The 23,941-nt window shown below is 72.4% G+C and carries 22 protein-coding genes; 6 read left to right on the top strand and 16 right to left on the bottom strand.

The features are described from left to right. The first annotated feature begins 173 nt into the window (after positions 1-173). Positions 174-3,149: a bifunctional diguanylate cyclase/phosphodiesterase gene (locus NKJ47_RS19215; protein WP_254459327.1), complete on the top strand. Its 2,976-nt coding sequence runs from the start codon at positions 174-176 to the stop codon at positions 3,147-3,149. Here the strand turns inward: NKJ47_RS19215 and NKJ47_RS19210 are convergent. From NKJ47_RS19210 to NKJ47_RS19160, 11 genes are all read right to left on the bottom strand, one after another. Next, entirely contained in the window at positions 3,139-4,152 is a 1,014-nt protein-coding gene (locus NKJ47_RS19210) for a Rieske 2Fe-2S domain-containing protein (protein ID WP_254459326.1), read from the bottom strand. The genes NKJ47_RS19215 and NKJ47_RS19210 overlap by 11 nt on opposite strands. 43 nt (positions 4,153-4,195) lie before the next feature. Continuing rightward, positions 4,196-5,383, bottom strand: a complete 1,188-nt coding sequence (locus NKJ47_RS19205) for a GGDEF domain-containing protein (protein WP_254459325.1) — start codon at positions 5,381-5,383, stop codon at positions 4,196-4,198. A 143-nt stretch (positions 5,384-5,526) separates the two neighbouring features. Then, positions 5,527-6,639 carry a hypothetical protein gene (locus tag NKJ47_RS19200; protein ID WP_254459324.1) on the bottom strand — a complete coding sequence of 371 codons (1,113 nt, stop codon included), beginning with the start codon at positions 6,637-6,639 and terminating at the stop codon, positions 5,527-5,529. After that, complete coding sequence (locus NKJ47_RS19195) at positions 6,636-7,817, bottom strand: ATP-grasp domain-containing protein (RefSeq protein WP_254459323.1); 1,182 nt, start codon at positions 7,815-7,817, stop codon at positions 6,636-6,638. Before NKJ47_RS19195 ends, NKJ47_RS19200 begins: the two co-directional genes overlap by 4 nt. Continuing rightward, positions 7,810-8,658, bottom strand: coding sequence for an MBL fold metallo-hydrolase (locus NKJ47_RS19190; RefSeq protein WP_254459322.1), 849 nt, complete (start codon positions 8,656-8,658; stop codon positions 7,810-7,812). Before NKJ47_RS19190 ends, NKJ47_RS19195 begins: the two co-directional genes overlap by 8 nt. Further along, on the bottom strand, positions 8,655-9,632 hold the full coding sequence (locus NKJ47_RS19185) for an NAD-dependent epimerase/dehydratase family protein (protein ID WP_254459321.1): 978 nt from the start codon (positions 9,630-9,632) through the stop codon (positions 8,655-8,657). Before NKJ47_RS19185 ends, NKJ47_RS19190 begins: the two co-directional genes overlap by 4 nt. A 1-nt stretch (position 9,633) precedes the next feature. Then, the gene (locus NKJ47_RS19180; RefSeq protein WP_254459320.1) at positions 9,634-10,656 is read right to left on the bottom strand and encodes a 3-oxoacyl-[acyl-carrier-protein] synthase III C-terminal domain-containing protein; all 1,023 of its coding nucleotides are present in this window, start codon (positions 10,654-10,656) and stop codon (positions 9,634-9,636) included. A 70-nt stretch (positions 10,657-10,726) separates the two neighbouring features. After that, positions 10,727-11,428, bottom strand: coding sequence for a glycosyltransferase (locus NKJ47_RS19175; RefSeq protein ID WP_254459319.1), 702 nt, complete (start codon positions 11,426-11,428; stop codon positions 10,727-10,729). Between the two features lie 64 nt (positions 11,429-11,492). Continuing rightward, positions 11,493-12,488: an aldo/keto reductase gene (locus NKJ47_RS19170; RefSeq protein WP_254459318.1), complete on the bottom strand. Its 996-nt coding sequence runs from the start codon at positions 12,486-12,488 to the stop codon at positions 11,493-11,495. Between the two features lie 55 nt (positions 12,489-12,543). Next, the gene (locus tag NKJ47_RS19165) at positions 12,544-13,065 is read right to left on the bottom strand and encodes a carboxymuconolactone decarboxylase family protein (protein WP_254459317.1); all 522 of its coding nucleotides are present in this window, start codon (positions 13,063-13,065) and stop codon (positions 12,544-12,546) included. Between the two features lie 31 nt (positions 13,066-13,096). Beyond that, the gene (locus NKJ47_RS19160; RefSeq protein WP_254459316.1) at positions 13,097-14,164 is read right to left on the bottom strand and encodes an aldo/keto reductase; all 1,068 of its coding nucleotides are present in this window, start codon (positions 14,162-14,164) and stop codon (positions 13,097-13,099) included. 144 nt (positions 14,165-14,308) lie between these two features. Here NKJ47_RS19160 and NKJ47_RS19155 point away from each other — a divergent pair, with 144 nt between their 5' ends. Beyond that, positions 14,309-15,229 carry a LysR family transcriptional regulator gene (locus NKJ47_RS19155; RefSeq protein WP_254459315.1) on the top strand — a complete coding sequence of 307 codons (921 nt, stop codon included), beginning with the start codon at positions 14,309-14,311 and terminating at the stop codon, positions 15,227-15,229. 45 nt (positions 15,230-15,274) lie between these two features. Here NKJ47_RS19155 and NKJ47_RS19150 read toward each other — a convergent pair whose 3' ends face one another. From NKJ47_RS19150 to NKJ47_RS19135, 4 genes are all read right to left on the bottom strand, one after another. Then, a complete protein-coding gene (locus tag NKJ47_RS19150; protein WP_254459314.1) occupies positions 15,275-16,117 on the bottom strand; it encodes a DJ-1/PfpI family protein in 843 nt (280 codons plus the stop codon). 110 nt (positions 16,118-16,227) lie between these two features. Beyond that, positions 16,228-16,776 carry a 5' nucleotidase, NT5C type gene (locus NKJ47_RS19145; protein WP_254459313.1) on the bottom strand — a complete coding sequence of 183 codons (549 nt, stop codon included), beginning with the start codon at positions 16,774-16,776 and terminating at the stop codon, positions 16,228-16,230. Between the two features lie 485 nt (positions 16,777-17,261). Then, complete coding sequence (locus NKJ47_RS19140; RefSeq protein WP_254459312.1) at positions 17,262-17,831, bottom strand: flavodoxin family protein; 570 nt, start codon at positions 17,829-17,831, stop codon at positions 17,262-17,264. Positions 17,832-17,938: 107 nt separating this feature from the next. Beyond that, positions 17,939-18,844: a LysR family transcriptional regulator gene (locus NKJ47_RS19135; protein ID WP_254459311.1), complete on the bottom strand. Its 906-nt coding sequence runs from the start codon at positions 18,842-18,844 to the stop codon at positions 17,939-17,941. A 109-nt stretch (positions 18,845-18,953) separates the two neighbouring features. Between NKJ47_RS19135 and NKJ47_RS19130 the strand changes: the two genes are divergently transcribed. From NKJ47_RS19130 to NKJ47_RS19115, 4 genes are all read left to right on the top strand, one after another. Next, positions 18,954-19,355 carry a DoxX family protein gene (locus NKJ47_RS19130; protein ID WP_254459310.1) on the top strand — a complete coding sequence of 134 codons (402 nt, stop codon included), beginning with the start codon at positions 18,954-18,956 and terminating at the stop codon, positions 19,353-19,355. 34 nt (positions 19,356-19,389) lie between these two features. Continuing rightward, entirely contained in the window at positions 19,390-20,196 is an 807-nt protein-coding gene (locus NKJ47_RS19125; RefSeq protein ID WP_254459309.1) for a DODA-type extradiol aromatic ring-opening family dioxygenase, read from the top strand. Positions 20,197-20,305: 109 nt separating this feature from the next. Continuing rightward, positions 20,306-21,550: a putative DNA modification/repair radical SAM protein gene (locus NKJ47_RS19120; RefSeq protein WP_254459308.1), complete on the top strand. Its 1,245-nt coding sequence runs from the start codon at positions 20,306-20,308 to the stop codon at positions 21,548-21,550. A gap of 170 nt (positions 21,551-21,720) precedes the next feature. Then, complete coding sequence (locus NKJ47_RS19115; protein WP_254459307.1) at positions 21,721-23,163, top strand: UdgX family uracil-DNA binding protein; 1,443 nt, start codon at positions 21,721-21,723, stop codon at positions 23,161-23,163. Between the two features lie 121 nt (positions 23,164-23,284). On the opposite strand, the gene NKJ47_RS19110 is transcribed toward NKJ47_RS19115, so the two are convergent. Continuing rightward, a complete protein-coding gene (locus tag NKJ47_RS19110; RefSeq protein WP_429002552.1) occupies positions 23,285-23,821 on the bottom strand; it encodes a fasciclin domain-containing protein in 537 nt (178 codons plus the stop codon). Positions 23,822-23,941 lie beyond the last annotated feature (120 nt).

Genomic DNA, 23,941 nt, shown 5'->3' with positions numbered 1-23,941 from the left:
GCGTCCGCCATCGCACGGCGCGCTTGGGCCTGACGACGCAGCAACTGGCGCAATGGCCGGTACTGGACTGAATCGTTTATCCGGATCGCTGAACGCAACAACGCGTCACGGATGGTCAAGATCGCCGGTCTCGGGCCGCTGTATCCAGCACCTCCGCCGCACTCCCCCTCTCGATGTCGCTGAACCCGCTCGCCGACAGGAAGCGTGACCGTCGCTTCCGGCACAGCCTGCGGCGCGTCACGCGCGCGCCGCTGCGGGCGATCGCGACCTGGGGCCTGGCCTTGGCGGTGCTGCTGGCCGCCGGCCTGGTGCTGGTGCTGGCGCAGGACCGCCACACCCGCCTGGCCGCGGCGCAGCGGCAGAGCCTGGCGCTGGCCACCGGCGTCGACCGCCTGCTGCAGTTGCAACTGGACAATCTTGGCCATGCCCTGCATGGCGAAGGACAGGGCGCGCAGGCGCTGCTGGCGCAGACGCCGGCGCGTGCGCCCGAGCTGATCGCCGCCTCGCTGCGCGGCCTGCAGGCGCGGCGCCCGGAATTGCGCGAGGTGGCCTTGCTGGATGCGCAGGGCCAACGCCGTTTCGGCGGCGCCGGCGATCCGCAACTGCGCGCGTGGCTGCCGCGGGCGCGCTGCAGCGGGCGGGTGTGCGTGAGCCCGCCGCTGCGCCTGGCCGACGGCGAGGCGGTGGTGCGCGTGGCCGTGCCCTGGGGGACGGACGGCTGGGTCGAGGCGCAGTGGCGGGTGGCCGCCCTGCAGCGCATCGTGCGGGGCACCGACAGCGGGCGCGACGGCATCGTCGCCCTGACCGATGCGCAGGGCGTGCTGCTGGCCGCCAGCCGCCCGCTCGTGGCCGGCCAGCCGCGTCTGCCGATGGCGCTGGCGCAGCCGATGCCGCACGGTGGCGCGCTGGGCCTGCGCCGCGACGTCTTCGACGGCACGCCGCGGATCCTGGCGTTGAGCGGCGGCGGCGCGGATCCGTTGCTGGTGGTGGCCGGCGTGGGGCTGCGCGAGACGCTGTCGGGCTGGTGGTGGTTCGCCACGGCGGCGGCGCTGGTGTACATGCTGTACCTGCTCGGCCTGGCCTATCTGCTCGGCAGCCTGCGCCGCGCCGAGCGTCGCCAGCGCCACCTGCTGCAACGGCTGCGCCGCGGCGACGAGGACCTGCGCCTGGCCCACGGCATGGGCGGCATCGGCACCTGGCGCATCGACATCGCGCAGCGCGTGCTGCGCCTGTCCGAGCCGACCGGGGCGATGTTCGGCCTGCAGCGCATGCAGATGCCGATCGAGGCCTTCCTGGGGCGGATCGACGAGGCCGATCGCGCGCGGGTGGCGCAGCTGTACGAGGACGCCGCGCAGGGGCGCGCGGACTACAACACCGTCTACCGCATGCACCTGCCCGACGGGCGCCTGCGCTGGCTGGCCGCGCGCGGCGCGCTGGTGCGCACGCGTGAGGGCATGTGCATGACCGGCGCGGTGCAGGACGTCAGCGACCGGGTGATGGCGCAGGCGCGCCTGCTCGACGCCGAGCGGCAGTTCCGGCTGATGTTCGACCGCAATCCGCTGCCGTATTGGGTGTTCGCCGTCGACAGCCTGCGCTTTCTGGAAGTGAACCAGGCCGCGATGCGCCAGTACGGCTACAGCCGCGAGGAATTCCTGGCGATGGACCTGCGCGATCTGCGCCCGTCGGAGGATGCCGAGCGCTTGCTGCAGGACGTGCGCAAACCGCGCGAGGGCTTCGACCTGCCGAGCGTGTTGACCCACCGGCGCAAGGACGGCAGCCTGCTGTCGGTGTGCGTCCACAGTGCCGACCTGGAATTCGGCGGCGTACCGGCGCGGTTGATCCTGGCCGAGGACGTCACCGAGCGGCTGGCCCACGAACGCGAACTGGCGTACCTGGCGCGCCACGAGTTCAGCACCGGCCTGCTCAAGCCGCGGGCCCTGGCCGACGCCCTGCGCGCGCAGCGCGGTGGCTATGCCATCGCCTACGTGCAGGTGCGCGGCCTGGCCCTGATCGGCGACACCCTGGGCCGCGCCGCCGGCGACGCGGTGCGCGGCGCGGTGGCCGGGCGCATCCGCGTGCTCGGCGAGCGCTTCGGCCTGAGCGCGCACCAGCCGGCGCAGGATTTCGTGCTGGCGATCCTGGATCCGCAGGCGTTGCCGCAGGCCTTGCAGGCGCTGCAGGAGGCGCTGTATGCGCCGGTGCAGGGCGGCGGGTTCGCCCAGCAATTGCAGGCGCACATCGGCGTGGCGCTGTGTCCGGACGATGCCGCCGACGCCGACGAGGCCATCGGCAGCGCCGCACAGGCCGCGCACGCGGCGCAGGCCGAGGGCCGCAGCCTGGTGCGCTTCGACCGCGCCATGGCGGCGCGGACCGGAGAGCGCCTGCGCCTGGCCGGACGCATCCAGCAGGCGATCGCGCGGCAGGAGTTCGAATTGCATTTCCAGCCGATCATGGACGCCGCCAGCGGCGCCCCGCGCGAACTGGAAGCGCTGATCCGCTGGCCGCAGGCCGATGGCAGTTTCATTGCGCCCGATGCGTTCATCCAGTTGTGCGAGGACACCGGGCTGATCCTGTCGCTGGGACGCTGGGTGATGCGCGCGGCGGCGCACGCGCGCCGCGCATTGGCCGACCACGGGTGGCCGGACCTGGCGGTGGCGGTGAATGTGTCGGCGCTGCAGTTCTTCGATGGCGATCTGGTCGCCGACCTGGTGCAGGCCTGCGCCGAGGCCGGGCTGCCCGCCGACGGCCTGCACCTGGAACTGACCGAGAGCAGCCTGATGCGGCAGCCGCAGCAGGCCGGCGACGTGCTGCGGCAACTGCGCGCGCTGGGCGTGCGGGTGGCGCTGGACGACGTCGGGACCGGCTTCTCGAGCATGGCGTATCTGCGCGACCTGCCGCTGGATGCGCTGAAGATCGACCGCAGCTTCGTCGCCGAGGTGGACCGCGATCCGCGCAACGCTTCGATCTGCCAGGCGCTGCTGACCCTGGGCCATTGCCTGGGGCTGGAGGTGGTCGCCGAGGGCGTGGAAACCGAGGCGCAGTTGCGCTGGCTGCGCGCGCACGGCTGCGGCCGGGTGCAGGGCTATCTGCTCGGGCGTCCGCTGCCGCTGGCGGAGGTGCTGCAGCAGCTCGGCGCGGTCACAGCATGAGGTCCACGTCGTGGCCGCTGCCGGGTGTCGGCAGCGCCTCGCCTTCCCAGTAGCGGCGCAGCGGGTCGCGCACCAGGTCCAGCGCGGTGGAGGCGCCGCGCGCGCCCGGGTAGCGTTGCAGGTTGCGCGACTGCAGGGCGAGCATGCGCCGGTCCTGCTCGCCGACCCGGCGCAGCAGCGGCCACACCAGCAGGCGCACCGCCCACGCCGGCGCCCAGCGTCCCTCCACGTGCAGGCTGGCGAAGACATCGGTGCTGCGCACATCGCGCGGGGTGAAGTGCAGGCTGATCCGCACGCGGCCGCCGCGCGCGTAGCGGTATTCGATCTGCGCGCTGCCGGGAGCGGCGAAATGCGCGCGTTCCAGGATGCGCGGCGACTCGAACAGCCGGTACAGCCAGCCGCTCTGCGCCGCGGTGCCGCGGTAGTCCACGTGGAAGCCCTCGTCGGTGTGGCGCAGTTCGGCGCGCATGGCGGTGCGCGCGCCGCCGCGCCGCACCAGCCCCGGATGCAGCAGGTGGGTGTGCAGCGGGTCCAGGAAGTTTTCCAGCGCATCGACCACGTGCGCGTCCCAGCGCGTGCGCCACAGGAACCGCCGCGCCGACGGCTGCAACGCCTGCACCAGCTGCGACGGCGCGTCCGCGCCCTCGGGATCGGGACGCAGCCAGATCAGCCCGTCGCGCTCGCGCGCGGCGAAGGCGCGCACCCGGACCGCCGGCGGCGCCTGTCCGGGCGGCAGGCCGGGAATCTCGCGCAGCGCGCCGGTGCGGTCGAAGCGCCAGCCGTGGTACGGACAGGACAGGCCGTCGCCGGTGGCGCAGCCGGCCGACAGCGGCGCATGCCGGTGCGGGCACCGGTCTTCCAGCGCCAGCAGGCCGCCGTCGGCGCAGCGCGCGATCGCCGCATGCCGGTCCATCACCGACACCGCCAGCGGCCGCCGTCGCAGCGCCGCCGCGGGGGCGACGGCGAACCATTGCCGGTATAGGGACGGATGCCAGGCGTTCATGTCGCCCGCATCGCGCGCATGGCGTGTCGCCGGCCGCGGGCGATCATGCGACGGTGGTGCCGGCGATCCGGTTGCGGCCGGCACGCTTGGCCGCGTACAGCGCCTGGTCGGCGGCCAGCACCAGGGTCTGCCAGGACGCCTGCGCGCCTGGTGACAGGCAGTAGCCGATGCTCACCGTGCATACCAGCGGCGCCTCCGCCGCGGCGTCGATCTGCTGTTGCGCGATGCGCCGGCGCAGGCGCTCGGCGAGGTCGCGCACGCCCGCTTCGTCGCCCTGCGGCACCAGCACCATGAACTCCTCGCCGCCGATGCGTGCCAACAGGTCGGGCAGGCGGACGTCCTGCGCCAGCGTCTGCGCGATGGCGACCAGCACCTGGTCGCCGATCGCATGGCCGAAGCGGTCGTTGATCGCCTTGAAATGGTCCACGTCGATCATCAGCACCGCGATCGACGCCTGCTTGCGCCCGGCATCGAGCATCGCCGCCTCGCCGCGCTCCCACATCACCCGGCGGTTGGTCACCCCGGTGAGCGGATCCTGCGACGCGTGCCGCGCCAGTTCCGCGTTCATTTCGCGGCTCAGCATCCACAGGATGCCGGGAGCGATGCTGGCGGTCAGCACGATGCGCGAGAGCAGGCCGAAGGTGGTGGTCGGGTCGTAGTTGAAACCGATGTCGGGATGGAAGGCCCACCAGGCGATCCGCAGCCCGATCATGCCAGCCCACAGGAAGTGGAGGACGGCGGTGAAGCGCGCCGCCGTGCGCATCACGCTGGCGGCATGGCGCCACAGCGCCACCGCCGTGGCCACGGTCAGCATGCCGCGCACCAGGCCGCCGAAGATCACCATGATCCGGTGATCGTGGCCGGCGTAGTGCAGGCTGTACAGTTCCAGCGCGCAGAGCAGCGCGACCGGCACCAACAGCGTCCATTGCAGCAGCGGGCGTTGCAGGTAGGCGTTCACCGCCACCAGCGTCAACGCGGTGGCCACGTCCAGGGTGACGTTGCCGGTGTGGTTGACCCAGGGCGCGGTGACGTTCCAGACCGGCGCCAGCAGGATGCCGAAGCCCAGGGCGAAGACGCCGTAGCTCAGCGCCAGCAGCAACAGGCTGCGCGCGTGCCGTTCCTTGCGGCCGGTGATGGACAGCGCCAGGAACATCGCCGAGGACAGCGCCGCGAGCAACGCATTGACGATCAGCAAGGTGCCGGCATGGGTCAGATGCGCAATCCATTCCACAGATGTCCCGGGCCGCAGCGGCGATAGGATGTTGCAGGTGCGGAAAAGTATAAGGCAGCGGCATTGCCCGCGACCTTGCGCGCACCTCAGGATCGGTGCTGGAAACGGTTACGGAGCGTGTCCCGGCGTGGCGCGGGCGCCATTCACAGCCGATACCTGCGCATCAGCGGCACGCCGATGCGCCGGGTCAGTGCGCCGAGTGCGGCGATCGGCTGGCGCCGCCGCAACGGCAGGTGCCGCGCATCGACCGCACTGTATTCGATGACCGGCATGCCGCCGCGTTGGCGCTTGAAGCTGGCCGCGCCGGCGCTCTGGTTGAGGCGCTGGCCATGCCGCCGCGCATGGTCGATGCCGCAGGCGGTGAGGGTGCGGTACAGCGCCAGCCGCTGCGGCAGGCGCAGGTCGTAGCCGACGATCGGCGCGGTGACGGTACCGCCGATGCCGAACAGGCCGGTGATGCACACCAGCTGCCCGGCGTCGTCGCGGAAGCCGTCCAAGCGCAGCAGCCCGGCGCGGTGCCAGGCACGCAGGAAGCCGGCGTGGTAGGCCGGATTGCAGCGCGAATATTTTTCCAGATACAGCTGCGCATACAGCGCGGCGATGCGCGGGTAGTCGGCCTCGCCGATGGCGTCGTTGCCGCAGCGCTGCAGGTCGCGCCGATCGACCAGCTTGAGGTCGCGGGCCAGGTCGCGGTGGCGCAGCAACCGCGGCCAGTCCTCGTACAGGTACACCTGGCGGCTGGCGATCAGGGTGAAGCCTTCGGCCTGCAGCGCCTGCAGCCACTGCGGCGTGTCCACCGCATTGAGCGAACGGAACCACAGCGCGTGGTCGGGCCAGCGCGCACGCGCGGCGTCCAGCAGCGCGCGCAGCCCGGTCGGCGGCAGCGGCGGGTACAGGTTGGTGGACAGCAGCCAGTTGTTGAGGGTGACCGCGCGGTCGATCCGCGCCCAGTCCAGCCACGCGCCGATGCCACCGCACAGGCCGCGCACCGGCGCGGCCAGCGCGCCCGGCAGCAGCCGCGTGGCCTCCTCGGCGGCGTAGTCGGCATAGGTGGTGCGCGGCGAGCACACCCAGGCATTGCCCGGGTGGCGCTCGGCCACTGTCACCGGCAGCGCCAGTGCGTCGGCCTGCAGCACTTCGATGCGCGCATGCGCGTTGTCGGCCAGCTGCTGCGCGTCGCCGCCGGCATGCAGCGCGGCGAATCGCTGGAGTTGCGCGGCGAAGTCGGCGGCCGCGGCGTCGGCGTCGGCGCTCATGGCGGCGGCAGCGCCTCGCCGTCCCATTCGGTATCGCGGGTGGCGGCCTCGCGCACGCTGCAGCGCCGCGCCAGCGCCAGCCGCGCATGGCTGCCCAGGTCGCGCAGCGCGCCGGCCAACGGCCAGCGGTCGCCGCGCGGCGCCAGCACGTCCTCGGCGCGCGCATAGTCCTGGCGCCACTGTCGCAGCCGGCCATGGCCCAGTGCCGCCGGCAGCGCCACGCTCAGCATCAGCACGCCCAGCATCGCCGCGCGGTCCGCGGCCGGGCGCAGCGGCGCCTGTGCCGCGCCCGCGTCGCCGCACAGCAACGGCACCAGCGGATCGGTCGCGGCGAACAGGTGCAGGCCGCTGGTCGCACGCGGATTGCATTCGATCACGCTGCAGCGCCCTTGCGCGGACACCATCCAGTCGAAGGAGATCTGCCCGCTGAAGCGCAGCGCCTGCACCAGCTGCGCGGTGAAGCGTTCGATCCGCGGGTCCGGCGCGGCGTCGAAGTAGTAGCTGGAACTGCGCCGCAGCCGGTAGCGCGGGCGGTACACCGCATGCGCCAGCAGCACGCCGTCGCGCGCCAGCGCGTACGAGCAGCGCTCTTCGCCGGGGCAGTAGCGCTGCGCGACCCAGTCGCCCTGATTGGACAGCGGCGTGGCATCGGCAGGCACGCCGTGCGGGTACAGCCGCACATGCACGCCGAAGCGGGAGAACTCCGGCTTCAGCACAAGCGATCCGGCACCGGCCCAGGCGCGCGCCTGTTCCAGGCTGCGCACGCGCACGCTGGCGGGGACCTCGATCCCGCTGTCCAGCCCGCGCGCCAGTTCCATGAAGTGGTACTTGCTGTGCAAGCTGCGCAGCGTGTCGAAGTCGTGCAGCGGCATTTGCAACTGCGTGGGCAGCGCGCTGCGGTAGCGGGCCAGGTAGAACACCTCCTCGCAGGTCGGCACCAGCAGGTCGATCCGTTCGCGCAGCAGCAGCGCGTTCAGATCGGCCAGCCAGGCGCGCGCGGCATCGCGCGCCGGCGCGATGCGGTGATGCGCGGCGACCGCGCGCGACCAGCCGGAGATGCGGCTGGCGACGCTGTCGGCCAGGTGCACGCGCCAGCCCTGCGCGGCGAAGCGGCGCGCCAGGTCCAGCGCGACCGGCGCGCGCGCGCCGGTGATCAGCACGCCGGGCGCCTCAGCCATCGGCGTGCGCCTGCGGCGCCGGCCGCCATTGCCGGCAATGCGAGGGCACCAGGCGCAATCCTGGCTCGGCCTGGCGCAGCGCATGCAGCCGCGCCAGCGTGTCGCGGTACACACGATGCTCGCCGAGCAGGCGGGTGACCAGCGCCGGCGGCGGCGTGCCGTCGGCGAGCGCGGCGCTGGACCAGGCCGCATCGGCGATCAGGAACACCGGACCCTGCGCGTCCTCGAACCACAGCCCGTACTGGCCCGGCGCATGTCCGGGCAGCGGCACCAGCAGCACGCTGCCGTCGCCGAACAGGTCGCGCGGCGTGCCGAAGTCGTGCAGTGCGGTGGGGCGCGGCGCCGCCGGCAGCGACTCGATCCAGTGCATGCGCGGGCGCGCGCCGTGCAGCAGCGCCGGCAGGAAGCCTTCGCGCAGCGCGCCCAGCCGGCCGCGGCGCTGCAGGTCGTCCCAGGCCTGTTGCGCGCAGGCCAGGCGTGCGTGCGGAAACTCGGCGACGCCGCCGACGTGATCGCCATGGAAGTGCGACAGCACGATCCAGCCGATGCCATCCGGCTCCACGCCGTCGCGGACCAGCTGTTCGCGCAGCGATTGTCCGGCTGCCAGCCGCACCGGGGTCAGCCAGCGGTACAGGCGTTCGGGAAAGCGCGCGGTCGCGTCGAAGAAGGGGCGGGCATAGCCGGTGTCGAACAGCAGCTCGCCGTGCTGCGGATGCTGCAGCAGTGCCGCCAGCGCCGGGAACGGGCAGGGCGCCAGTGGCGCGCCGCGGCGCGTGGCGCGCTCCGGATGTGTGCAGTGGCCGGCCTCGTACAGCCGCCAGCGCAGCCGCGGCGCGCTCATGGCCGCCCCAGCGCGGCCAGCCCGGCCTCGGTCGACAGCACCGGCGCATAGCCGAGTTCGCGGCGCGCGCGGCCGATGTCCAGCGTCTGCGAATAACCGAGCACGCCGATGCCGTAGCGGCTGAGCCGCGGCTCCGGCTGGCCGCGCCGGCGCAGCGCGATCTGTTCGCCGAGCGCGGCCAAGGCCAGCGCCGGCCCGCGTGGCACCGGCAGCAGCCGCACGCGCAGGCGCAGCGCCGCGAACAGCTGGGTCAGCAGGTCGCGCACCGCGATCGGCGTGCCGTTGCTGATGTTGTAGGCGCGGCCGTCGCCGATGTGCTCGGCGCGCAGCGCGGCCAGCGCCGCGGCCACCGCGTTCTCCACGCAGCACACGTCGATCATCGCGCGGCCGCCATGGACCAGCGGGAACCAGCCGCGCTGCGCCACCGCCAGCAACCGCGGCACGATCGCGTTGTCGCCATGGCCGAACACCGCGCGCGGGCGCAGCACCACCGCCGGCAGCCCGGCCGCCGCGGCCGCGCGCACCTTCTCCTCGGCTTCCCACTTGGTCTGCGGATAGCCGCCGATCCAGCGCGCCGGCGGGGTGAATTCCTCGCGCACCTGGTACTGGTCGGCGAAGCGGAAGTAGATGCTGGGCGAACTGAAGTGCACGAAGCGGCGCACGCGCGTGGCCAACGCGGCGGCGAGCAGGCGTTCGGTGGCGACCACGTTGGCCAGGTGGAAGGTTTCGGCGCTGGCCCACGGTACCGACAGCGCGGCGCAGTGGATCGCCGCGTCGCAGCCGTGCAGCAGCGGCGCCAGGTCGTCGCGGCAGAGGTCGGCGCGCAGCACCTCGATGCGCGGATCGCCGGCGAAGGCCGCCAGCTTGGCGGCGTCGCGGCCGCTGGCGCGCACCGGCACGCCGGCGTCGGCCAGGGCGCGCACGAGGTAGGCGCCGATGAAGCCGGACGCACCGGTGACGAGAACGCGCGCCATGTCAGTAGCGCAGCACCGCGCCGCCGAACGCCAGCCCGGCGCCGGAGCCGACCAGGCCGATCAGGTCGCCGCGGACGATGCGGCCGCTGTGGATCGCCTGGTGCAGCGCACTGGGAATCGACGCGGCCATCTGGTTGCCGTGGTCGCCGATGATCTCAACCAGCGCGTCTGGTGCCAGCCCCAGCGCGACGCGCAGGTGGCGCAGCGCCTTGGCGCTGGCCTGGTGGGGCACGATCCGCCGCACCTGCGCCAGCTCGACCCCGGCCTGCGCCAGCAGCCGCTGCAGGAAGCCGGGCAGCTTCGCCGCGGCGAGGCGGTAGGTGGCGCGGCCGTTCATTTCGAACTGCGAGCCGGCGCGCAGCGCCTCGACGCCGTGATCCAGGCGCAGGCGGGTGCCGCCGGCACGCACGCGGCAGTGGTCGATGCCTTCGGAATAGGTTTCCAGGCGCGCGCTCAGCAACTGCGAGCCGCTGTCGGCGTCGCCGGCGCCGAGCACCACGGCGGCGGCGCCGTCGCCGAACAGCGGTGCGGTATCCGCATCGTCCGGGTTGAGGCCGACGCTGGCGATCTCGCTGGAGACGATCAGCACGCGCTGGTAACGGCCGGCGGCGATCGCGCAGGCGGCCAGGTCGAGCGCGGCGATGAAGCTCAGGCAGGTGGCGTTGACGTCGAAGGCCGGCACGCCGCTGCCCTGCAGCCCCAGCCGCGCGTGCAGCAGCGCCGCGCTGCACGGAATCGCCTGTTCCATCAGGCTGCAGGCGCTGATCACGCAGTCGATGTGCGATGCCTGCAGTTGCGCCGCGTCCAGCGCCGCGCGCGCGGCGCGTTCGCCCATCGCCGTGGCCGGTTCGTCGGCGCCGGCATAGTGCCGCGTGGCGACGCCGGTATGGCGCAGGGTCCAGCCGGCGGGCTTGCCCCAGCGCCGGTCGAACGTTTCCGCCGGCACCTGCTGCGCGGGCAGATACTCGCCCGTGCCGAGGATGCGCAGTGCGATGGGCCTGCTCCTGCTGGTGTGGACGCTCATCCGTAAAGCTCGCACAAGGGGGGCGCAGCGTACTGCCAGCGCGTCGGCGCCGGCAACCGCGCCGGCGCGCTCAGCGCCCGCGGCGCTGCCCGTACCAGAAGCCCAGCCCGTCGCGCGAACGCAGCAGGCCGCGGCCGCGGCGCAGCAGGCGCAGCAACAACCCCAGGTGCTCGCGCTTGCTGAAGCTGCGCAGCTTGCGGTCGGAGGTGTGCACCGCCTCGCGCAGGATCACGAAGCGTCCCTGCCGCGCCAGCGCACGGCTCAGCGCCACGTCCTCGCCGGCGTAGTAGCGCTCGTCGAAACCGCCGGCGGCGAGGAAGGCGCTGCGCGTGCAGAACAGGAAGCAGCCGGGGGCGATGCCGGTCCAGCGGAACAGCCAGCCGAACAACGCCTGGGCTAGGCGTTCGTACCAGGCGACGTCGCCGAGCAGGCGCACCTGCGCGCCGCCGCCGACTGCGCCGGTGCCCAGCGCGCGCAGCGCCGCGGCCAGCAGCGGCGTATTGACCCGGGTGTCGGCATCGACGAACAGCAGGTGGCGGCCGCGGCTGGCGGCGGCGCCGGCATTGCGCACGGCGGCGATGTGCCGCAGCTCCACCTCCAGCACCTGCGCGCCGTGCCGGCGCGCGATCTCGGCGGTGGCATCGTGGCAGGCATCGGCCACCACCAGCGTCTCGCAGTCCAGCCGCAGCGCCTGCGCGGCGACGTGCAGCGAGGCCAGCGTGTCGCCGATCAGGGCGGCTTCGTCGTGCGCGGGGACGATGAAGGAGATCACCCCCGCATCATGCGGTGCCGGTGCGGCGCGGGCAATCGGCCCGCGCCCCGGCCGGGGACGCGATTCAGCCCTGCAGGACGCCGCGCGAGGCGGCCGGGTAGCGATGGCCGGCGGCGGCGTCGGCGGGGAAGATCGCCTCGATCTGCGCCAATTCCTCGGCGCTCAGCTTCACCTGCAGCGCGCCCAGGTTCTCCTCCAGGTAGGCCAGGCGCTTGGTGCCCGGGATCGGCACCAGGTCCTCGCCCTGCGCCAGCACCCAGGCCAGCGCCAGCTGGCCCGGGGTCACGCCCTTGGCCTGGGCCAGTGCGCGCACCCGCTCCACCAACTGCAGGTTGCGGGCGAAGTTCTCGCCCTGGAAGCGCGGCGAATGGCGCCGGTAGTCGTCGGCCTCGAAATCCTCCGGCGAGCGGATCGCCCCGGTCAGGAAGCCGCGGCCCAGCGGCGAGTACGGCACGAAGCCGATGCCCAGCTCGCGCACCGTCTCCAGCACGCCGTCGTGTTCCGGGTCGCGCGACCACAGCGAGTACTCGCTCTGCAGCGCGGTGATCGGATGCACCGCGTGGGCGCGGCGGATGGTGGCGGCGGCGGCTTCGGACAGGCCCAGGAAACGCACCTTGCCCTGTTCCACCAGCCGCGCCATCGCCCCGACCGTGTCCTCGATCGGCACGTTCGGATCCACCCGGTGCTGGTAGTACAGGTCGATGTGGTCCACGCCGAGCCGGCGCAGGCTGGCCTCGCAGGCGGACTGCACGTATTCCGGGCGGCCGTCGATGCCGCGCGCGGCTGGGTCGTTGGGGTCGAGCTTGATGCCGAACTTGGTCGCCAGCACGACCTGGTCGCGGCGCCCGGCCAGCGCCTTGCCGACCAGCACTTCGTTGGTGTGCGGGCCGTACATGTCGGCGGTGTCGATGAGGCTGACGCCGTGCTCGATCGCGGCATGGATGACCGCGATCGACGCCGCGTCGTCGCTGCGGCCGCCGTAGAACGCGCTCATGCCCATGCAGCCGAGGCCGAGGGCGGAGACGCGGGGGCCGTTGCGGCCGAGGGTGCGGGTTTGCATGGAGGATGCTCCTGAGGGGGGAGGGGAGGGAGAGCGTGGCCGGTGTCCGGTTCGCTCAGGGTGAGGGGGCATCCAGCACCTCGCGGGCGATGGCCAGGGCGTTGAGCGCGGTCGGGAAGCCGACGTAGGCATGCAACTGATCCAGCACCGCGAAGATCTCGGCGCGGCTGGCGCCGGCGGCGCGCGCCGCACGCAGGTGCAGGCGCAGTTGCGGCTCGGCGTGGCCGAGGCTGGCCAGCACCGCGACGGTGACCAGTTCGCGGGTCTTCAGGTCCAGCGCGGTGCCGGGCCGATAGATCTCGCCGAACGCGATGGCCGCGCCGCGGCCGGTGAGCGCGGTGTCCGGGGCGTCGGCCAACGCGCGGATCGCCTGCGCCTGCGCCGGCCCCATCAAGGCGTCGATCTGCGCGATGCCGGCGGCCTCGGCCTCGGCAAGCGTGGTCTGGCCGGGCAGGGCGGCGGGCGCGCTGGGCCGGGGCGGGGACGGCGGTTGCGCCGCGCTGGCGGCCTCGGCGCCGCCGACGGCCAGGCTGGCGGCCAGGGCCGCCTTCAGCAGGGAACGATGGGGAGTGGACATGCGCTGCACCTCGCGATGAGAGACATGGGGGTCAACGGGGCTGGATCCGGGTGCCGCCGCTCAGCAGTGCCTGCGGATTGGGCGAGGCCAGGAAATCGTGCGGGAAGCCCAGTTCGATCGCGCTGACGGCATCCAGCCGCTGCAGGGCTTCGGCATCCAGGCGCAGGGTCAGCGCACCCAGATTGTCCTGCAACTGCGCCACGCTGCGCGCGCCGACGATCGGCATCGCCCCGCGCGCCAGCAGCCAGGCCAGCGCCACCTGCGCCGGCGAGCGCTGCAACTCGGCGGCCAGCGCCACCACCGTTTCGGCCACCGCCAGCGCGTGCTCGTTGAAGGTACGCTGTGAATGCGCGACCTCGGCACGGCCCACGCCGTCGACCTGCGCGCCGCCGGAGGCGGCCGCGCGCACCCGCGCCAGATCGGCGGCGCCGTACTTGCCGGTGAGCACGCCCATCGCCAGCGGCGACCAGGCCAGCACCGCCATGCCCAGCGCCTCGGCCATCGGCACCAGTTCGCGCTCGACCGTGCGCTGCGCCAGCGAGTATTCGATCTGCAGGGCGACGAACGGCGTCCAGCCGCGCAGGTCGGCCAGGGTCTGCATCCGCGCCACCTGCCAGGCGGGGGTGTCGGAGATGCCGGCGTAGAGGATCTTGCCGGCGCGGACCAGGTCGTCGAAACCGCGCATGACCTCGTCGATGCCGGTGGTGCCGTCCCAGGCGTGCAGGTACAGCAGGTCCAGGTAGTCGGTGCCCAGCCGCGCCAGGCTGGCGTCGACCGAGCGCAGCAGCGCCTTGCGGTGGTTGCCGCCGCCGTTGGGGTCGCCGGGGAAGGGATTGAGCGCGAACTTGCTGGCGATCACCAGGCGGTCGCGGCGGCCGGCGACGAAGCGGCCGAGCAGGGTCTCGGCGCTGCCGTTGGTGTAGATGTTGGCGGTGTCGAGGAAGTTGCCGCCGGCATCGACGTACAGGTCGAACAGCCGGCGCGCCTCGTCGGCGTCCGCGCCCCAGCCCCAGTCGGCGCCGAAGGTCATGGTGCCCAGGCACAGCGGGCTGACGCGCAGGCCGGAACGGCCGAGCAGGCGGTAGTGATCGAGGGCCATCGCAGCGGTCTCCAGGTGGGGTGCGGGCACTGTAGGCGCCGCGTCGCCATGGATAAATCCGGGTAATCCGCATGTGCTTTGAAGGTGTGCTAAATAATGGCTGGCGCACCTGATGCGTCCGTCCTTCGCTGCTGCCCGCTCGCCATGCACCGTCCACCGCCGCTGTCCGCCGTCGTCGCCTTCGTCCGCGTCGCCCACCATGGCAGCTTCACCCGCGCCGCCGCCGAGCTGGGCGTCTCGCCCTCGGCGCTGTCGCAGACGCTGCGCGCGCTGGAGGCACAGCTGGGCGCGCGCCTGCTCAACCGCACCACGCGCCGGGTCGGCCTGAGCGAGCATGGCGAGCGCTTCCTGCAGCGCGTGGCGCCGGGCCTGGCGCAGATCGATGCGGCGTTCGCCGACCTGGATTTCCTGCGCGACCGCCCGGCCGGCACGCTGCGCATCAACCTGCCGCTGGTGGCCGCCGAGCAACTGGTGTGTCCGCACCTGCCGGCGTTCCTGACGCGCTATCCCGAGGTCAGCGTGGAGCTGTATTCGGACCGGACCCTGGCCGACATCGTCGCCGGTGGCTTCGACGCCGGCATCCGCCTGGGCGAGAGCCTGGCGCGCGACATGATCGCGGTGCCGGTGGGCCCGCCGCAGCGGCAGACCGTGGTGGCCGCACCGGCGTATTTCGCCGCACACGGGACGCCGCGCACGCCGGCCGAATTGGCCGACCACGACTGCATCCGCTGGCGGCGCACCGACGGCCGCCTGCAGGCTTGGGAATTCACCCGCGACGGCCACGATTTCCTGGTCGAAGTCACCGGGCGGCTGGTGGTCAACGACACCCTGGTCGGCCTGGACGCCGCGCGCCGCGGACTGGGCCTGGCCCAGGCGTTCGAATGGCAGGTCGCCGCCGACGTCGCCGCCGGCCACCTGCAGCGGGTGCTGGACGACTGGCACGCGCCGTTCGCCGGCTGGCACATCTACTACCCGGCGCGCGAGCACCTGCCGCCGAAGCTGCGGGTGTTCATCGATCACTTGCGCGCGGCGCATGCGGCTGGCGCCGCGCCGCCCGGCGCGTGACGGCGCGGCCGCCTGGCGACCGCGCAGCGGTTCTGTCCGGCGCCCTTAGTCCGGCAGCGCCGGCAGCGGCTGCAAGGTCTTGGCCGCGGCCACGAACGGCGCGAACATCGCCGCCATCGGCGTGGCGACCGCGGCCGGCGTGGTCGCCACGGTGCCGCCGGCGAACGGCGGTTGCGGGTGGTACTCGGCGGTCAGCATCGCGGCGGCGGCATAGGGCTGGCCGCGCAGGTGGGCGACCACGGACAGGCCGAAATCCAGCCCGGCCGAAACCCCGGCGCCGGTGATCAGCTTGCCGTCCTCGACCACCCGCGCATCCACCGGGGTCGCGCCGAAGCGCGCGAGCAGTGGGCGCACCGACCAGTGCGAGGTGGCGCGGCGCCCGCGCAGCAATCCGGCCGCGCCGAGGATCAGCGCGCCGGTGCACACGCTGGTGACGTAGTCGGCGTGCGGCGCGGTCTCGCGCAGGAACGCCAGGGTGCGCGGGTCGCGCGCCGCCGCGAGGGTGCCGTCGGTACCGCCGGGCACGAACACCAGGGTGAGCATGCGCGGGCAATCGGCGTAGGTGACGGTCGGCGCGATCGCCAGGCCCATGTCGCTGCGGACCGGCGTCAGGTCCTCGCCGTTGCTGACCAGGTGCACCGTGGCGCCCATCATCCCGGCCAGGAAGTGATAGGGGCCGACCAGATCCAGCGCGGTGAAACCGGGATAGAGCAGCATCGCGATCTGCTCGTCGCCTTGCAGGCGCACCCCCGGCAGGCGCGCGAAGCGCTCGGCCCAGGCCGCGTCGGCTTGCGCGTCGCCGTGCGTGGGGTCGTGCGCCGCGGCGGCGCCGGGCAGCAGGCCGGCGGCAGTGCCGGCGAGCAGGCCGAGTACGGTACGTCTGTCCATGGCGATCTCCTTTGCCGCCGGGCGGCATGCGAAAACGGCGCGGGCCGCGGCGGGGCGGCCTGGCGCGTCGGCGATGGCGGCTGGCGTGCGCGAACGCGCGGCTGGCGTCTTCAGCGCTGCTGCGCCAGGCGTTGCAGCAGCGCGTCGGCCTCGTCCCAGCCGCGCAGCCGCGGGTAGCGCTGCTCGGCGGCGTTGTGGGGCGCGGAAAACAGCACGCCCTGGCCGCGGAAATGGGCGAAATGGCGGGCGTTGTCGTCGATCATGATATCCGCGGCGACGATGCGCTTGTCGCCGCAGAACACGATGTTCAGCGGATCCAGGAAATCGAAGTGGGTGCGCAGCCAGGTCCATTTGAACGGCATCGACGCCGGATATTCCATCGCCGCGGTGGTGACGAACACCTCGTGGCGGCGCGACAGCCGGCGCAGCGCGTCCTGGCTGCCGGGCATGCAGCGCAGCGTGCCGAAGAACTCGCCCAGTTGCAGATGCGCTTCCAGCGCCTCGGCGTGCTCGGCGGCGAGCAAGTGCCGCAGGCGTTTGCCGTGCAGTTGCGGCGCTTCCCAGACGTAGCCGAAGCGCTGCTGCAGCCACGCCAACTGTGCCGACAGCGCGTCGGCGATCACTTCGTCCATGTCCACTGCGATGCGCAGTCGCTGCATTGTCGGTCCTCCGTCGTGGCCACGCGCCGGCGCGCGTTGCGGGCGATGCCGGCGCCAGCGTAGCGCGGCGATGCCCAGGCGGATCTGAATGCCGCCGCGTGCCGGAGTCGCCGCGCAGCAGGCGTACGCTTGCGCGCACCGCTGCCTGGATGGCGCGTCGCGATGCGCGCAGTGTCTGCAGGCTGGTTCGTCCTCGCAGCGGCCTTGCCGCTGGCGGCCTTCCGGCCCTGGCTGGGCCAGGACGGCTGCTTGAACGCGGCCCCATGCCCGAGATGCCGGAGTGCGTCGCCACCCCTGCCGCGTGATCGCCGGAGCGTGTCGATTCCCTTGAGCCGGGGGCGAAACGGGGTGTGGCGCGTCGAGACAAGGCGCATGCGCCACGCGCGCGCTGGCAACGCCGCGCGCATGGCGCGTGCCTAGGAGTGTGGCTTGGCCGTCGAGCGCAGCGGCGCCGTGCGTGGCCGACGCACGGCGCCGCCTGCGGTTTAGCCCTTGAGCTTGGCCGCGAACTCGGCCACGCGCTTGCCGAGCAGGCGCGCGGTTTCCAGGTCGCCGCTGCGCGGCGCCTCGTCCGGCGAGGCGTCGGACGGCGAGATCGCCAGCGCGCCGCCGGAGCCGGCGGTCCAGTTCACGTCGTTGGGACCGTGCGCCTTGGTGTTGGACGGCAGCAGGCCGGTGCCGACCCAGATCTGGCCGTGCTGCTGGGCCAGGGTCCAGAAGTATTCGATGGTGGCGAACTTGTCGCCGTTGACCGAGGCCGAGTTGGTGAAGCCGGCGGCGATCTTGTCCTTCCAGGCCTGGGCGAACCAGGGCTTGGAGCTGGCGTCGGCGAACTTCTTGAACTGCCAGGCCGGGCCGCCCATGTAGGTCGGGCTGCCGTAGATGACGGCGTCGGCCTGACCGATCGCCTCCCAGGCGCCGTCGGGCAGGTTGCCGTCCTGGTCGATGCGGTACAGCGTGGCCTCGCCGACGCTGGCGGCGCCGGCGTGCACGGCCTCGGCCTGTTTGACGGTGTGGCCGTAGCCGCTGAAGTAGACGATCGCGATCTTGCTCATAAGCGGACTCCTGAGAGTGAGGGGAAAAGCGCGGGCATTGTGCGCATGCGCGGCCGCCGCGATCAGCGCCATCGGCAGGATGTTGTGTCCGGTCCGCGCGCCGGGGTTCAGTGCTCGGCCGGGGAGCGCATCGTGCGGTCGATGCCGACCTCGACCAGGTAGTCGATGAAGCTGCGCACCTTCGGCGCCAGGTGGCTGCGGCTGGCGTAGACCGCGTACACGCCGATCGGGCCGAGTTCGTGGTCGGGCAGCACCCGCACCAGGCGGCCGTCCTCCAGCGCCGCCTCGGCCATGAAGTCCGGCTGGACGGTGATGCCCATGCCGGCGATGGCCGCCTCGCGCAGCACGTCGCCGCAGTTGGCGCGCAGGGTGCCGGCCACCCGCACCTGGGTCGCGCCGTCTGGGCCGTGCAGGGTCAGGTCGTCCTGCACGTAGCTGTAGCTGAGGAAGGCGTGGCCGGCCAGGTCGGCCGCCAACTGCGGCGTACCGGCGCGCGCCAGGTAGGCCGGCGCCGCGCACAGGAAGGCCTGCACTTCGCCGAGCTTGCGCGCGATCAAGGTCGGCGCCACCTGGCGGGTGATGCGGATCGCCAGGTCGTAGCCTTCCTCGACGATGTCCACCAGGCGGTCGGACAGGGTCAGGTCCAGTGCCACCTGCGGATAGCGCGCGCTGTAGCCGGCCAGGCGCGGCCCGAGCCGGGCGATGCTGAAACTGAACGGGGCGTTGATCCGCAGCGTGCCGGAGGGCGTCAGTGCCTGCTCGCCGACCGCCGCCTCCATGTCGTCGAACTCGGCCAGCAGCAACTGGCAGCGCTGGTAGTAGGCGGCGCCGACGCTGCTTGGGCTGACCCGGCGGGTGGTGCGGTTGAGCAGGCGCGAACCCAGGCGCTGTTCCAGGAACGCCACCTGGCGGGTGACGCTGGCCGTGGACATGCCCAGCGCCTCGGCGGCGGCGTTGAAGCCGTTGCGGTCGACCACGGCGACGAACACCCGCATCGCATCAAGCGTATCCATTGTTGCGGATCCCGAAATGAATTCTCGAAATAACGATAATTTATTCGTGGCGGCGACGGGAATAGCCTGTACAGCATTCCCCATCCCACGGCCCGTCATAAGGTCTCCCATGTCCGCTCCCGTCTCCCGCCTGGCGCCCTACGGTGCCACCCTGCTGCGCCTGGCCATGGGCGCGCTGTTCCTGGTGCATGCACTGACCAAGCTGCTGGTGTTCACCCCGGCCGGCACCGCCGCCTACTTCGTGTCGCTCGGGTTGCCGGGCGCGCTGGGCTATGTGGCGATGGCGTTGGAGTTCACCATCGCCGCGGCATTGCTGCTCGGCGTGTACGCGCGTTGGGTCGGACTGCTCGGCATCCCGCTGCTGCTCGGCACCATCGTCAGCGTGCACGGCGCCAACGGCTTCGGCTTCGCCAATCCTGGCGGCGGCTGGGAGTACCCGGCGTTCTGGGCGCTGGCGCTGGCGGTGCTGTTCCTGATCGGCGACGGCCGCTTCGTGTTGCGCACGCGCTGAGCGTGGTGTTGCCTGTCCTTTCTGGAGACCTGACATGTCCCGTCTGCCTTCCCTGTACATCTCGCACGGTTCGCCGATGACCGCGCTGCAGCCCGGCCTGGTCGGCATCCGTCTGGCGCAGTTGGCGGCGACGCTGCCGCGGCCGCGCGCCATCGTGCTGGCCTCGGCGCACTGGCTGGGCCGGCGGCCGCTGGTCGGCGCCGCGGCGCAGCCGCCGACCATCCACGACTTCGGCGGCTTCCCGCAGGCGCTGTATGCGATGCAATACCCGGCACCGGGCGCGCCGGCACTGGCGCACGAAGTTGCCGACCTGCTGGCGCAGGCCGGGCTGGCGCCGGTGCTGGACGAGCGCCGCGGCCTGGACCACGGCGCGTGGGTGCCGCTGTCGCTGCTGTATCCGCAGGCCGACATCCCGGTGGTGCCGCTGTCGATCCAGCCGGAGCTGGGGCCGGAGCACCACCTGGCGCTGGGCCGGGCGCTGGCGCCGCTGCGCGAGGACGGGGTGCTGGTGATCGGCTCGGGCAGCATCACCCACAACCTGCACGACTTCGGTCGCTACGCCGAGGGCAAGGAGGGGCCCTACGTGCGTCCGTTCATCGAATGGATCGAGCAGGCGTTGTACCGCGACGACGTGCCGGCGATGCTCGACTACCGCCGGCAGGCGCCGTTCGCCGCGCGCGCGCATCCCACCGACGAGCACTGGCTGCCGATCTACGTGGCGATGGGCGCGGCCGGGGCCGGCGGGCTCGGCGCGCAGCGCATCGACGCCGGCATCGACGCCGGGATGCTGGCGATGGACATCTATCGCTTCGACGGCGCCACGGCGCCGGTCCCGGCCTGAGCGCCGCGGCGGCGTTTCGGGGTGCTCCGACCTGAGCGATTCATGGCGGTGAAGGCCGCACCGCATCCGCGTCTCACCGTTTGAGACGCGGGCCCGGCATCGTCGGCCGGTGAATACCCTCGAAAAACTCGCCGTGCTCGCCGACGCGGCCAAGTACGACGCGTCCTGCGCCTCCAGCGGCGCCGACAAGCGCCATTCGCTGCGCAGCGGCGGCATCGGCAGCACCGAGGGCATGGGCATCTGCCATTCGTACACGCCCGACGGGCGTTGCGTGTCGCTGCTGAAGATCCTGCTGACCAACTTCTGCGTGTTCGACTGCGCCTACTGCGTCAACCGCGTGTCCAGCAACGTGCGCCGCGCGCGCTTCACGCCGGCGGAAGTGGTCAAGCTGACCCTGGATTTCTACAAGCGCAACTACATCGAAGGGCTGTTTCTCTCCAGCGGCATCATCCGCAACAGCGACTACACCATGGAGCAGCTGGTGGAGGTGGCGCGGCAGCTGCGCGAGGAGCACCGCTTCGCCGGCTACATCCATCTCAAGACCATTCCCGATGCGGCGCCGGAACTGCTCGCCGCCGCCGGCCGCTACGCCGACCGGCTCAGCATCAACGTGGAGTTGCCGACCGAAGGCGGCCTGGCGCAACTGGCGCCGGAGAAGAACGTCGGCGGCATCCGTGCGGCGATGGGCGAGTTGCGCTGGCGCATCGAGGAAAGCAAGGAAGCGCGCAAGGCCGAGACGCGGGTGCGGGCCAAGCCGCCGCGCTTCGCCCCGGCCGGGCAGAGCACGCAGATGATCGTCGGTGCCGACGGCGCCGACGACCGCGCGATCCTGCACACCAGCCACAATCTCTACGGCAACTATCGCCTGCGCCGGGTCTACTACTCCGCGTTCAGCCCGATTCCCGACGCCTCCAGCAAGCTGCCGCTGCTGGCGCCGCCGCTGCAGCGCGAGCACCGGCTGTACCAGGCCGACTGGCTGTTGCGGTTCTACGATTTCTCGGTGGAGGAGATCGCCCCGCCCGCGGCCAGCGGCATGCTCGATCTGGACGTGGATCCCAAGCTGGCCTGGGCGCTGCGCAACCCCGAACGGTTCCCGGTGGATCTCAATACCGCTGCGCGCGAACTGTTGCTGCGGGTACCGGGGCTGGGCACGCGCAACGTCGAGCGGTTGCTGCTGGCGCGGCGGCATGCGCGGCTGCGGGTCGGGGACCTGGCGCGGCTGCGGGTGCCGCTGAAGAAGCTGCTGCCGTTCGTCAGCGTGCTCGACCACCATCCGCGGCAGCGGCTGGACGATCCGCAGCGGCTGCGCGCGCAATTGGCGCCGGCGCCGCGGCAGGGTGGCCTGTTTGATTGACGCGATGCGGTGGTGTGGGTTTGGGCGGTGCAATGGTTGCTGCAACTGCAACTGCAACTGCAACTGCAACAGCGGCATCTGCGGACAGCGCGGTGGTTGCGGTCGCTGTGGTGGCGGGTGTGCTGTGGCGGTTTGCGGTCGCTGCGGTGAGCCGATGAGGAGGGCGGGCCGTGTTTCAGGCTGAGGTGGTGCCGCCATGGAGCCTGGAGGCCTGGCGGGCGGTGGCGCGGGCGGCGTGGTGCGCGCAGGTGGCGCCGGAGACGCTGGCCTGGGATGGCGATGCGCAGGGCGGTCTGCTGGTCGGCACCGACGTCGCGACGCTGCCCGCGCAGGTGCCACCGCCGCGGGTGTCGGCGGCGTTCCTGGCGCTGGCCGGCGCGGTGCTGTGCCATCGCGATCCGAAGCGGCATGCGCTGCTGTACCGCCTGCTGTGGCGCATCGCCGGCGGCGAGCGCGCGCTGTTGCAGCGGGTCACCGATATCGATGTGCACCGCGCGCAGCAATGGGCGCAGGCGGTGCGCCGCGACAGCCACAAGATGAAGGCATTCGTGCGCTTCCGCGAAGTGCCGGGCGAGCAGGAGGTCTACATCGCCTGGTTCGAGCCGGAGCACCACATCGTCGATCGCGTGGCACCGTTCTTCGCACGCCGTTTCGCCGGCATGCGCTGGGCGATCCTCACCCCGTACCGCAGCGTGCGCTGGGATGGCGAGACGCTGCAGTTCGGCGCCGGCGCGCAGCGCGCCGATGCGCCGGCCGACGATGCGCAGGACACGCTGTGGCGCACCTACTACGCCAACATCTTCAATCCGGCGCGGCTCAACCCGACGATGATGCGCCAGGAGATGCCGCAGAAATACTGGAAGCACCTGCCGGAGGCGCAACTGCTGCCCACGCTGATCCGCGACGCCGGGCAGCGCGTGCGCGAGATGGCCGAGCGCGCGCCGGCGCCGGTGCGCCGGCGCATTCCCGCGCCGGCCCCGGCGCCGGCGGTGGCCGCCGACGACAGCCTCGAGGCGCTGCGCGCGGCGGCGCGCGACTGCCGCCGCTGTCCGCTGTGGCAGCCGGCCACCCAGACCGTGTTCGGCGAAGGCCCGCAGGACGCCGCGGTGATGGTGGTCGGCGAGCAGCCCGGCGACGAGGAGGACCTGAGCGGGCGTCCCTTCGTCGGCCCGGCCGGGCGCCTGTTCGACCGCGCGCTGAAGGAGCTGGGGGTCGAACGTGCGGGCATGTACGTCACCAACGCGGTCAAGCATTTCCGCTTCGAGCAACGCGGCAAGGCGCGGCTGCATCGCAATCCGGAGCGCGCGCACGTGGAGGCGTGTCGGATGTGGCTGGCCGGTGAACTGGCGCGGGTGCGCCCGCGCATCGTGCTGTGCCTGGGCGCGACCGCTGCGCGCGCGGTGCTGGGGAGCGGCTTTGCGCTGATGGCCCAGCGCGGGCAGTGGCAGGCGCTGGACGACGGCACCCGCGCGCTGGCCACCGTGCATCCGTCGTGGGTGCTGCGCCAGCGTGGCGGCGAGGCGGGCGAGGTGGCTTATCGCGGCTTCGTGCGCGACTTGCAGATGCTGGCAGAGCAGGTGCCGATGCCGCGCGGCGGCAGTGCCGGCGGCTGAGCGCCGGTGCGCGTGGCTCGGTCCTCGGCGGCGGAGCGCTGCCGCGGTCGGCCGCATGGACGCGCAAAACGGGGACGGCCGTAGCCGTCCCCGCGATGCCAATGCACCCCCCGAAGTGTGCTTACGGCATCAAAACCTTGTCCACCACATGGATCACGCCATTGCGCTGCATCACGTCGGCGGTGGTGACGTGCGCGGTATTGCCCTTGCTGTCGGTGAGGGTGACCTTGCCGCCGCGGGTCTTAGCGATCAGCGTTTCGCCCTGCACGGTGGTCAGCTTGGCGCTGCCGCCGCCGGCCTTGATCTGCGCCAGCAGCGTCGCCGCATCGAGCTTGCCGGGGACCACGTGGTAGGTCAGCACCTGGGTCAGCTTTTCCTTGTTCTCCGGCTTGAGCAGCGTGTCCACCGTGCCTGCCGGCAAGGCGGCGAAGGCGGCATTGGTCGGCGCGAACACGGTGAACGGGCCGGCGCCCTTCAGCGTGTCCACCAGGCCGGCAGCCTTGACCGCGGCGACCAGGGTGGTGTGATCCTTGGAGTTGACCGCGTTGTCGATGATGTCCTTGGTGGCGTACATCGGCGCGCCGCCGACCATCGGATTCGGTTTGGCCGCGCTCATCGCCGCGTGGTCGTGCGCCGCGGCTTGGCCGGTGTCGGCCATGGCGGGCAGGGAGACGAGGCCGGCGAGGGCCAGGGCCAGCAATTGGAGTTTCATGGGCTGCTCCTTTAAAGGGATGCACGGCCAGTCGACCGTGCATAGGCCTTTACGCGTGCAGCGCCG

The sequence above is a fragment of the Xanthomonas sacchari genome (genome assembly GCF_024266585.1).
Lineage (GTDB): Bacteria > Pseudomonadota > Gammaproteobacteria > Xanthomonadales > Xanthomonadaceae > Xanthomonas_A > Xanthomonas_A sacchari_C.
Note: the sequence above shows the minus strand (reverse complement) of the source record. Positions and strands in the feature narration are given on the sequence as shown.

Excerpts from the sequence above, each read along its gene's own strand:
- NKJ47_RS19170 (WP_254459318.1), bottom strand. The coding sequence starts at position 12,488 with ATGCAAACCCGCACCCTCGGCCGCAACGGCCCCCGCGTCTCCGCCCTC.
- NKJ47_RS19145 (WP_254459313.1), bottom strand. The coding sequence starts at position 16,776 with ATGCAGCGACTGCGCATCGCAGTGGACATGGACGAAGTGATCGCCGAC.
- NKJ47_RS19135 (WP_254459311.1), bottom strand. The coding sequence starts at position 18,844 with ATGGATACGCTTGATGCGATGCGGGTGTTCGTCGCCGTGGTCGACCGC.
- NKJ47_RS19185 (WP_254459321.1), bottom strand. The coding sequence starts at position 9,632 with ATGGCGCGCGTTCTCGTCACCGGTGCGTCCGGCTTCATCGGCGCCTAC.
- NKJ47_RS19125 (WP_254459309.1), top strand. The coding sequence starts at position 19,390 with ATGTCCCGTCTGCCTTCCCTGTACATCTCGCACGGTTCGCCGATGACC.
- NKJ47_RS19140 (WP_254459312.1), bottom strand. The coding sequence starts at position 17,831 with ATGAGCAAGATCGCGATCGTCTACTTCAGCGGCTACGGCCACACCGTC.
- NKJ47_RS19195 (WP_254459323.1), bottom strand. The coding sequence starts at position 7,817 with ATGGCTGAGGCGCCCGGCGTGCTGATCACCGGCGCGCGCGCGCCGGTC.
- NKJ47_RS19190 (WP_254459322.1), bottom strand. The coding sequence starts at position 8,658 with ATGAGCGCGCCGCGGCTGCGCTGGCGGCTGTACGAGGCCGGCCACTGC.
- NKJ47_RS19155 (WP_254459315.1), top strand. The coding sequence starts at position 14,309 with ATGCACCGTCCACCGCCGCTGTCCGCCGTCGTCGCCTTCGTCCGCGTC.
- NKJ47_RS19160 (WP_254459316.1), bottom strand. The coding sequence starts at position 14,164 with ATGGCCCTCGATCACTACCGCCTGCTCGGCCGTTCCGGCCTGCGCGTC.
- NKJ47_RS19110 (WP_429002552.1), bottom strand. The coding sequence starts at position 23,821 with ATGGCCGACACCGGCCAAGCCGCGGCGCACGACCACGCGGCGATGAGC.
- NKJ47_RS19215 (WP_254459327.1), top strand. The coding sequence starts at position 174 with ATGTCGCTGAACCCGCTCGCCGACAGGAAGCGTGACCGTCGCTTCCGG.
- NKJ47_RS19200 (WP_254459324.1), bottom strand. The coding sequence starts at position 6,639 with ATGAGCGCCGACGCCGACGCCGCGGCCGCCGACTTCGCCGCGCAACTC.
- NKJ47_RS19180 (WP_254459320.1), bottom strand. The coding sequence starts at position 10,656 with ATGAGCGTCCACACCAGCAGGAGCAGGCCCATCGCACTGCGCATCCTC.
- NKJ47_RS19165 (WP_254459317.1), bottom strand. The coding sequence starts at position 13,065 with ATGTCCACTCCCCATCGTTCCCTGCTGAAGGCGGCCCTGGCCGCCAGC.
- NKJ47_RS19210 (WP_254459326.1), bottom strand. The coding sequence starts at position 4,152 with ATGAACGCCTGGCATCCGTCCCTATACCGGCAATGGTTCGCCGTCGCC.
- NKJ47_RS19130 (WP_254459310.1), top strand. The coding sequence starts at position 18,954 with ATGTCCGCTCCCGTCTCCCGCCTGGCGCCCTACGGTGCCACCCTGCTG.
- NKJ47_RS19150 (WP_254459314.1), bottom strand. The coding sequence starts at position 16,117 with ATGGACAGACGTACCGTACTCGGCCTGCTCGCCGGCACTGCCGCCGGC.